The following is an 8,287-nucleotide window of genomic DNA, read 5'->3' on the forward strand; positions in this document are numbered from 1 at the left end:
TACTGGCGCTGCAGCTGGATCATCTGCACCAGCGCGCCTGCGGCATCGACGTTGCTGCCTTCCAGCTGGCCGCTGTGCACCGCCGTGCCCTGCGCCTGGGCGAACGGCTGCAGCGGATCGGTATTGCGGAACAGGCCATCCAGGCCGCGTTCGAGGCGTTCATCCGGCGCCTGCACCACCTTGATCCGGCCGATCATCGCCATCGTCTGCGGGCCTTCGCCCTGCGGGATGATCGAGATCGTGCCGTCGTTGCCGATCTCCATCGCCTGGTAGGGCGGGATCGCGATCGGGTTGTTGTTGTCGTCCAGCACCGGACGGCCGCTGGAGGTCACCAGCTGGCCGTTTGGAGTCACCGACAGCGCGGCACCACGGGTGTACGCCTCGCTGCCATCACCGGACTGCACGGCAAGCCAGGTGCCGGTCTGCAATGACAGGTCCAGCGGCTTGCCGGTGATGTGCTGCGCGCCGGCGGTGCGGTTGAAGCCCGCATCGACGTGCAGCGCATCCACCCGCGAGGCAAAGCCCGGGCCGCGGATCGGGAAGGCTTCGGTATTGGCCAGCGCTTCCTTGAAGCCGGGGGTGTCCGAGTTGGCGAGGTTGTGGCTGAGCGTTCCCTGCGCCTGCAGGGAGGCGCGGGCACCGGTCATCGCCACGTAAAGGGCTTTATCCATGCGGGGAGTTCCGTGACAGGGTCAGCAGGTCATCAACGGATGTTGATGACGGTCTGGGTGATCTGGTCCTGGGTCGTGATCATCTGCGCGTTGGCCTGGAAATTGCGCTGCGCGGTGATCATGTTGACCAGCTGTTCGGTCAGGTCGACGGTGGAGGACTCCAGCGAACCGGCCTGGATCTTGCCGAGGTTGGAGGTGTCGGCGGCGCCGGTGCGCGGCGTGCCCGAATCGAAGGTCTCCATCCACAGGTTGTTGCCCTTCTGTTCCAGGCCCTGCGGATTGTTGAAGCTGGTCAGCGCCACCTGGCCCAGCGGCTTGTCGTCGCCGTTGGAATAGCGCGCGTACACCACGCCGGTTTCCGAAACAGTGATCTCGTTGAGCTTGCCGGCCGCGTAGCCATCCTGCTGGGTGTTGCGCAGGGCGAACTTCTCGCCGTACTGGGTCGAGCCGCTTACATCCAGCGTCATGTTCAGCACGCCAGCACCGGTGGTCGGGGTGAAAGTGCCCAGGCTGATCTTGCCGTTGGCCGGCGCGGTCAGCTTGCCGGCGTTGTCGAAGGTCAGCGGAGTCGGTGTACCGGCCGGCTGGCCATCGACGTAGTTGTGCACCGTCCACGCGTTGGTGGCCGCTTCCTTGACGAAGTAGGACACCTGGGTGTGGCTGACGCCCAGCGAGTCATACACGGTGATGCCGCCGCTGGAGTGGCTGTAGCTGTTGGAGTTGGTGGGGTCGAAGGTGGCCACCGTCGGCTGCTTGGCATTGCCCGGCAGGGTGAAGCCGACCTTGACTTCACTGGTCTGCTTGGGTGGGCTGTCGGTGGTCAGCAGCTGCAGGTCGACCAGGCGGCCGGCGTCGAAGTTGGTGCCGTCGGCGTTCGGTGCCAGTACCTGCAGGCGTGCGCCCTGCGGGTTGACCACGTAGCCGCCGGCGTCGGTCTGGAAGTTGCCGGCGCGCGAGTAAACGCGAGCACCGTTCATGTTCATGGTGAAGAAGCCCTCACCGGAAATGGCCATGTCCAGGCTGCGGCCGGTCTGCTCGTTGTTGCCCTGGATGAACTGCTGGGCCACGTTGGAGACGCGCACGCCCGAACCGATCGCGTTCCTGGACAGGCCGTAGCTGGTGGCGGCGAACAGGTCGGCGAATTCCGCACGCGACTGCTTGAAGCCGGTGGTGTTGACGTTGGCCACGTTGTTGGCGGTGACGCTCAGGTCCGAGTTGGCAGCGTTGATGCCGGACAGGGAAATGTTGAAGCCCATGGGATGCTCCTGTTGGATGCGGTGGGTGCGGCTCAGCTGACGCGGAGCACGTAGTCGAGAGGGGCCGTGCCCAGGCCCTTGAGATTCAGGTAGAGGCCGTCGGAACCGACGGTCACGCTTTCCACCGGGGCCTGCACGAAGGTTGAAAGCTTGGTGCTCTTGCCGGTGGTGTCGACGTGGTTGGCGACGATGTTGTACTTGCCCGGCTCCATGCGCTTGCCGTTGGCATCCTTGCCGTCCCAGGTGAACGCGGTCTCGCCGGCAGCCTTGGCTTCCACGCTGATGGAGGTGACCTTGGCGCCGTTGGCGTCGGTGACGTCCACGGTGACGATGCCGGCGGCCGGTGCGGCAACCGTGCCTTCCACCGAACCTTCCTTTTCCAGCACCAGCTTTTCCGACGGCACCAGCACCTGGTGGCCGACCAGCGCCGCGCCACGCAGCACCTGGTCGCTGGCCATCGACTCCAGGAAGCCCTTCACCGACTTGTTCAGATCGGTGATGCCCTGCACGGTCGACATCTGCGCCATCTGCGAGACCATCTGCGTGTTGTCCATCGGCTTCAGCGGATCCTGGTGCTGCAGCTGCTCGGTCATCAGGCGCAGGAAGTCGGCCTGGTCCAGCGTGTTCTTTTTCTTGGTGGCGTTGCTGTTGGGTGCGTTCAGGCCCAGGGCGGTGTAGACGTCCTGGTTGCTCTGGTTGTTGACGGCAGTGGTCATGACGGTGTCCGGTGCAGCGGGCCTCAGCGGCCCATGGTCAGGGTGGCCAGGGCCAGTTCCTTGGCGGTGGTCAACATCTCCACGCCGGCCTGGTAATTGCGCGAGGTGGAGATCAGGTTGACCATCTGCGCCACCGGATCGACGTCGGGCTGGTAGATGTAGCCATCGCCATCGGCCAGCGGATGGCCAGGCTCGTAGCGCTTGATCGGCGCCGCGTTGCTCTGGGTGATCTCCTTGACCTGCACCGAGGTGATGTTCGGATCGGTCTTGCTGGTGACCGCCTGGAAGATCGGTTCCAGCGGCTTGTACACCGCGTCGGCGGAGCCGGCGATGCTGTCAGCGTTGGACAGGTTGGAGGCGATGGTGCTCATGCGCACCGACTGCGCCTGCAGCGCGGAGCCGGCGATATCGAAGATCGGCAGGTTGCTCATGGCTTATTGCCCCGTGATCGCGGTGAGCATGGAACGCACCTTGCTTTCGACGAAGCTCAGCGAGGCGCGGTATTCCAGGGCGGCGCGGCCGTAGGCGGCGCGTTCGGCATCGGGGTCGACGGTGTTGCCGTCGATGCTGGGCTGCACGCCCTCGCGGGCCACCTGGAACGGATTGAGGCCACTACTGATTTCGTAGTGCTGCTCGTTGGTGGTGGTCATCAGGCCGTTGGCATCCAGGCCCTGGGCATGGCGCAGGGCCGAGTCGAAGTCCAGGTCCTGGGCCTTGTAGCCGGGGGTGTCGGCATTGCCGAGATTGCTGGCGATCAGCTTCATGCGCTGTTCGCGCAACGGCATTGCCTGGGCATGGACGCCCAGGTAGTCGGTAATCAGGTTGCGCACGGTGCACTCCCACGGGAACATTGCCCGGGAAGCTGCAAGCGGTGTGCCAAAGCGTGGTGCGCAACGTCGCGCTCGCCGGGCATGGCCCGGCGCTACCGTGGGTCGGGGCAGGTGTCTGGCAGCGCCGGGCCATGCCCGGCGGAGACGCGAGCGGCGGCCTTACGCCGCCATCGCCACCTTGCGCAGGCGGTCCAGCACGAAGTCGGCCAGCTCGTGCGGCGAATACTTGGCGACGAAGGCATTGGCACCCACGCGCTCGACCATCGCATTGTTGAATACGCCCGACAGGGAGGTATGCAGCAGCACGTACAGCCCGGACAGGCCGGCGTGGCGCCGGATTTCCGTCGTCAGCGTGTAGCCGTCCATCGCCGGCATCTCGATGTCCGAGATCACCATGGCGTAGCGATCGGCCGGATTCTCACCCGAGGCATGGATCTGCAGCAGGTGGTCCAGCGCCTGCTTGCCATCCGACAGCAGGGTGGCGCCCACGCCCAGCTGGTCCAGCACACTGCGGATCTGCTGGCGGGCCACCCGCGAATCATCCACCACCAGCACCTGAAGCTGCGGGGCATCGGCGGGCATCGCCATGGCCGGGTCGAGCACCGCTTCACCGCGGACCTGGGCGATGTCGGCCAGCACGCTTTCCACGTCGATCACCTGGATCAGCTCGCCCTGGAAGCGGGTCACCGCTGTCAGGTAGCTGGATTCAGCGCCCAGTTCCGGTGGCGGATGGATGTCTTCCACCGCGATGTTGACGATGCGTTCCACGCCGCTGACCAGGAAGCCCTGGATCGAACGGTTGAACTCGGTCACCACCAGGTAACCCGGTGCAGTGTCCGCATCCGGCTCGCGCTCGGGGTGGCCGATGGCCAGGCCCAGGTCCAGCACCGGCACCGAGCGCCCGCGTACATCGGCCACGCCGGCAAACTGGCCGGGCAGGCCGGGTACCTGGAACAGTTCCGGGCGGCGCAGCACTTCCTGCACCTTGAAGACGTTGACGCCAAAAAGCTGACGTCCGCCGAGGCGGAACAGCAGCAGCGCCAGGCGATTGTGGCCGGCCAGTCGGGTTCGCTGGTCGATCCGGTTGAGCAGGTCATGGGACATGGCTGCTGTATCGGCGCGGGCAGGGCGGAACTTGAGGGCCTGTGTACAGGGCCTGGCCCGGGAAGATTTCCGCCCCCTGCCTGTGGCACGCGCCTTGCACGCGTCTGGGCCAGGACTTACCGACAGGAGGCGCCATGCGCCGCATTGCTTCTTTCCTTGCCATTGCAATGGCCGTGGCCGCGCCGTGGGCGACTGCGGCCGACTGGCAGCCGGTGGCCAGCATCCGCGCTGCGGCGTTGTCGACCCTTGCGGCCGGCACCGAAGGTGAGGCCGTCGTCGCCGATGCGCTGCGTCTTCCAAAATGTGGTGGCGCATTGCAGGTGCAGCCCACCGCCAACACCACGGTGGAGGTGAGTTGCCCCGATGCCGGTGGCTGGCGCCTGTTCGTGCCGGTGAAGGTGCGCCGCAACCAGACCGTGCTGGTGCTGACCCGTGGCATTGGCACTGGAGAATCCATCGCCGCTGCCGATATCAGTACTGCCCAGCGTGACGCGGCACGGATTGCCGGCGCAGTGCTGGCCGATCCTGCTGCAGCGATCGGCCGCATCGCCCGTCGGCCGTTGTCGGCGGGAACACTGTTGTCGAGCAATGATCTGGTCGCACAGCGTCTCATCAAGCGAGGAGACAGTGTGGCACTGGTATCGCGGCGTGGTTCGGTCGAGGTCCGCATCGCAGGGCGCGCACTGGGCGATGCCGGCCAGAACGAGCGCGTCTCGGTGGAAAACCTGTCCTCGCGCCGTATCGTGCAGGGCACGGTGGACGCGGCCGGTGACGTAATAGTGGCGCGTTGAAATAATGCAGAATTCCCCTAAAGATCACGGCCCTGCGGTCGTTATCCCTTGTGTACGGCAACTCCAGGACACCCCATGAGCCAGAAAATCGACGGCAACCTGCAGGTCCCCCAGGCACTGCGCAGCGTGACCACCCCGGCCGCCAAGCCCGGCGTGAGCACCGATTCGGCGGCACGTCCGGTCGAAGCGGCCGACAGCCTGCGCCTGACCGGCGAAGCCACCAACCTGCAGGCCATCGAGCGTGAGCTGAGCACCGCCCCGGCGATCGACGCCCAGCGTGTTGCAGCGGTGCGCGAATCGCTGCAGAACGGTACCTACAAGATCAATCCGGACGCGATCGCTTCGCGCATGCTTGAACTGGACCAGCAGCTGCAAGGATGACCGCGGCGATGAGCGAGCCGCTGCAGCGCCTTGCCCAGGCCCTGGACGTTGAACGCCAGGCCTTGGTCGAGCACGACGTGCATGCCCTGATCCGTGCCACCGGTGCGAAGCTGGAAGCGCTGCGTGCGCTGGAAGGCGCGCCGCCGGTGGGCGAGGGCGAGCAGCTGCAGGAACTGGCCGAGCGCAACCGCGCCAACGGCGTGCTGCTGTCGCGGCGCCGGCGCGAGGTCAACTGGGCCCTGCGCCAGATGGGCCGCACCGAAGAGTCCTCGGCATACGATGCCAAGGGCCAGTCGCACACCGTCACCGCGCGGCGGCCACTCGCCGTCGCCTGACAGGCCGGCGGTCGGCTGACCGCCCGATGGCGGCTGTGGGCCGCCGCACGAGCGCGTATATTGGGCGCCTGTTTGATCGCCTCGAGTCGCCGTGTCCGCCGCCAACGTTCTGGTTACCGCCCCCCTTCCGCCGCAACCGGTCCTGCAGGCCCTGCTTGAGCGCCTGCGCGAAGGCCTGCTGCTGTTCACCGAAGATGGACAGGTGGCCCTGGCCAACCCGGCCGCACAGAGCCTGCTGGGCAGTGACGAAGGTGCCTTGCCGCCGCCGCAGCGCCTGCGCGAACTGCTGCCGCCGGATGCGCTCGAACAAGCGCGCCAGCACGGTCACTGGAACGGCAGCCTGCCACTGGGCGAGGGCGTGGTCATCGCCCATCTGTACTTCCATGGTGAACCCGGCACGGGGCACTACCTGGCGTTGTTCCGCCATATCGAAGGCCAGGAAGACTACGAGCGCGAACTGCAGCAGCGCCATGCCGAACTGCGGCAGGCGTACCTGCGCTTGAACGGAACCCAGGAAAAGCTGCTGCAGTCGGAGAAGATGGCCTCCATCGGCCAGCTTGCCGCCGGCGTGGCGCATGAGATCAACAACCCGATCGGCTACGTGCATTCCAACCTGGGCAGCCTGCAGGAATATCTGCGCAGTCTGTTCACGGTGATCGAGGCCTATGAGCGTGCCCTGCGTGCGCCGGACCCGAAGGCGTTGATTCCGGAAATCGACGATATCCGTGACCGCCTGGACATCGATTTCATCAGCCGCGACCTGCCGCAGCTGATGGCCGAGTCACGCGAAGGCATCGAGCGCGTCACCCGCATCGTGCGCGACCTGAAGGACTTCTCCTATTCCGGCCGTGACGAGTCGTGGAAGCTGGTCGACCTGCATTCCGGCCTTGAATCGACCATCAACATCATCTGGAACGAGCTCAAGTACAAGGTGCACCTGGTGCGCGAGTTCGGCCAGCTGCCGCTGGTGGAATGCCTGCCGTCGGAGTTGAACCAGGTCTACATGAACCTGCTGCTCAACGCAGGCCACGCCATCGCCGAGCGCGGCACGATCACCGTGCGTACCGGCGTGGACGGCGACACGGTGTGGGTGGAATTTGAAGACACCGGCGGTGGCATTTCGCCGGAACTGCGCCAGCGCATCTTCGATCCGTTCTTCACCACCAAGCCGGTGGGCAGTGGTACCGGCCTGGGCCTGTCGATCTCCTACAGCATCATCAACAAGCACCACGGCCGCATCGACCTGGACAGCACCCCGGGTGTCGGCTCGCGCTTCCGCCTGGTGCTGCCGATCAAACAGCCGCGCTGAGCGCAATGATCAACGCGGAAGGCTCAATCTGCATGACGCTGTGCAATCGCCATGGCTCGCATTGACATTCCTATACCAGGCAATTAAGTTCGGGTTGCCTGAATTGGACAGGCTCTTAAGGAGACATAGGAAATGTCATTGAAAAGGAAACTGGCAGTTGCCGCATTCGCGGTCTGTTCTTCACTAACGGCCGGGGTCGTACTCGCTCATACGCTTCCTGACGGTCCGGTTGCAAGCCCGCCGGGTTATTCCTGCTCGGCCAGTGGTGGCGTAGTTACGTGCATCAAGCAGAAGAGTTCCGGTAGCAAGCAGTAGTTTAATTGTGCGCACCGGATATTTCCCGGTGCGCACTCGAAAAGCAGACGCCGATGCAAAAGACATTCTTCCCTGTGCTTCTCGCAATGGTGCTGGCGCTTACTGGCTGCGCCGCCCATCGTGCGTCTTCCAGCATTGATGTGACCAGTTCCATGATAATCCCAGAGGGCGCTGTGCGAAATGTGCTTGATGAACGCCAGAGATTCATCATGCCAACGTCCATCGAAGCGCCTGAGCCGGCGTATCCTGTCGATGCGCTCAGGGCGGGGCAGCAGGCGGTTGTCTGCGTGAGTTTCGTTGTGACGGCCGATGGCCATGTGACCGATGTCGAGCAGATCGATTCGGCTGTGGGATGTTCATCCCTCCAGGAGCAACGGACGACCCCGTTCAGGGTGTCCGTCGCAGACACGCTGCCGACATGGGCCTTCTTCGGCGCGGCCATATGCAGCTATCAACAGGCCGATGACGAGTGTGATGACGGTCGAGCACGACTCGAGGCGGTTGCAGTAAAACTGGCTTATCGCTTCGAGTTTGTTCTGCAGGACGGTCGTGCACTTGTGCGGTCTTCCCGTGAGCATT

Annotated in this window: 11 protein-coding genes; 5 read left to right on the plus strand and 6 right to left on the minus strand. The window is 64.8% G+C overall.

The window, feature by feature from the left end:
• The 6 genes from DBR20_RS18595 to DBR20_RS18620 all read right to left on the minus strand — a co-directional run.
• Positions 1 to 671: flagellar basal body rod protein FlgF (locus DBR20_RS18595; RefSeq protein WP_108267606.1), on the minus strand; the 671-nt coding region annotated here is incomplete at its 3' end.
• A gap of 32 nt (positions 672 to 703) precedes the next feature.
• The gene (gene flgE / locus DBR20_RS18600; protein ID WP_108267560.1) at positions 704 to 1,927 is read right to left on the minus strand and encodes a flagellar hook protein FlgE; all 1,224 of its coding nucleotides are present in this window, start codon (positions 1,925 to 1,927) and stop codon (positions 704 to 706) included.
• A gap of 32 nt (positions 1,928 to 1,959) precedes the next feature.
• Entirely contained in the window at positions 1,960 to 2,643 is a 684-nt protein-coding gene (locus tag DBR20_RS18605) for a flagellar hook capping FlgD N-terminal domain-containing protein (RefSeq protein WP_108267562.1), read from the minus strand.
• Between the two features lie 23 nt (positions 2,644 to 2,666).
• Entirely contained in the window at positions 2,667 to 3,074 is a 408-nt protein-coding gene (flgC, locus tag DBR20_RS18610; protein WP_025879109.1) for a flagellar basal body rod protein FlgC, read from the minus strand.
• A 3-nt stretch (positions 3,075 to 3,077) separates the two neighbouring features.
• Positions 3,078 to 3,473, minus strand: a complete 396-nt coding sequence (gene flgB / locus DBR20_RS18615; RefSeq protein ID WP_089241053.1) for a flagellar basal body rod protein FlgB — start codon at positions 3,471 to 3,473, stop codon at positions 3,078 to 3,080.
• A 159-nt stretch (positions 3,474 to 3,632) separates the two neighbouring features.
• The gene (locus tag DBR20_RS18620) at positions 3,633 to 4,577 is read right to left on the minus strand and encodes a chemotaxis protein (RefSeq protein ID WP_089241055.1); all 945 of its coding nucleotides are present in this window, start codon (positions 4,575 to 4,577) and stop codon (positions 3,633 to 3,635) included.
• A gap of 134 nt (positions 4,578 to 4,711) precedes the next feature.
• On the opposite strand from DBR20_RS18620, the gene flgA reads away from it, so the two are divergent.
• From flgA to DBR20_RS18645, 5 genes are all read left to right on the plus strand, one after another.
• Complete coding sequence (gene flgA, locus DBR20_RS18625; protein WP_108267564.1) at positions 4,712 to 5,368, plus strand: flagellar basal body P-ring formation chaperone FlgA; 657 nt, start codon at positions 4,712 to 4,714, stop codon at positions 5,366 to 5,368.
• A gap of 75 nt (positions 5,369 to 5,443) precedes the next feature.
• Positions 5,444 to 5,749: a flagellar biosynthesis anti-sigma factor FlgM gene (gene flgM / locus DBR20_RS18630; protein ID WP_025879113.1), complete on the plus strand. Its 306-nt coding sequence runs from the start codon at positions 5,444 to 5,446 to the stop codon at positions 5,747 to 5,749.
• Positions 5,746 to 6,084, plus strand: a complete 339-nt coding sequence (locus DBR20_RS18635; protein WP_025879114.1) for a flagella protein — start codon at positions 5,746 to 5,748, stop codon at positions 6,082 to 6,084. The genes flgM and DBR20_RS18635 overlap by 4 nt, the downstream gene beginning before the upstream one ends.
• A gap of 91 nt (positions 6,085 to 6,175) precedes the next feature.
• On the plus strand, positions 6,176 to 7,393 hold the full coding sequence (locus DBR20_RS18640; protein WP_108267566.1) for an ATP-binding protein: 1,218 nt from the start codon (positions 6,176 to 6,178) through the stop codon (positions 7,391 to 7,393).
• Between the two features lie 368 nt (positions 7,394 to 7,761).
• Positions 7,762 to 8,287, plus strand: a 526-nt coding sequence (locus DBR20_RS18645) for an energy transducer TonB (RefSeq protein WP_181393129.1), incomplete at its 3' end; no start/stop codon positions are given.

Origin of the sequence: Stenotrophomonas sp. HMWF023, assembly GCF_003060985.1 — a bacterium.
Classification (GTDB): domain Bacteria; phylum Pseudomonadota; class Gammaproteobacteria; order Xanthomonadales; family Xanthomonadaceae; genus Stenotrophomonas; species Stenotrophomonas lactitubi.

Bases quoted from the DNA above. Each gene is read 5' to 3' on its own strand.
- flgE (WP_108267560.1), bottom strand. From the start codon at position 1,927: ATGGGCTTCAACATTTCCCTGTCCGGCATCAACGCTGCCAACTCGGAC.
- DBR20_RS18605 (WP_108267562.1), bottom strand. From the start codon at position 2,643: ATGACCACTGCCGTCAACAACCAGAGCAACCAGGACGTCTACACCGCC.
- flgC (WP_025879109.1), bottom strand. From the start codon at position 3,074: ATGAGCAACCTGCCGATCTTCGATATCGCCGGCTCCGCGCTGCAGGCG.
- DBR20_RS18620 (WP_089241055.1), bottom strand. From the start codon at position 4,577: ATGTCCCATGACCTGCTCAACCGGATCGACCAGCGAACCCGACTGGCC.
- flgA (WP_108267564.1), top strand. From the start codon at position 4,712: ATGCGCCGCATTGCTTCTTTCCTTGCCATTGCAATGGCCGTGGCCGCG.
- flgM (WP_025879113.1), top strand. From the start codon at position 5,444: ATGAGCCAGAAAATCGACGGCAACCTGCAGGTCCCCCAGGCACTGCGC.
- DBR20_RS18635 (WP_025879114.1), top strand. From the start codon at position 5,746: ATGACCGCGGCGATGAGCGAGCCGCTGCAGCGCCTTGCCCAGGCCCTG.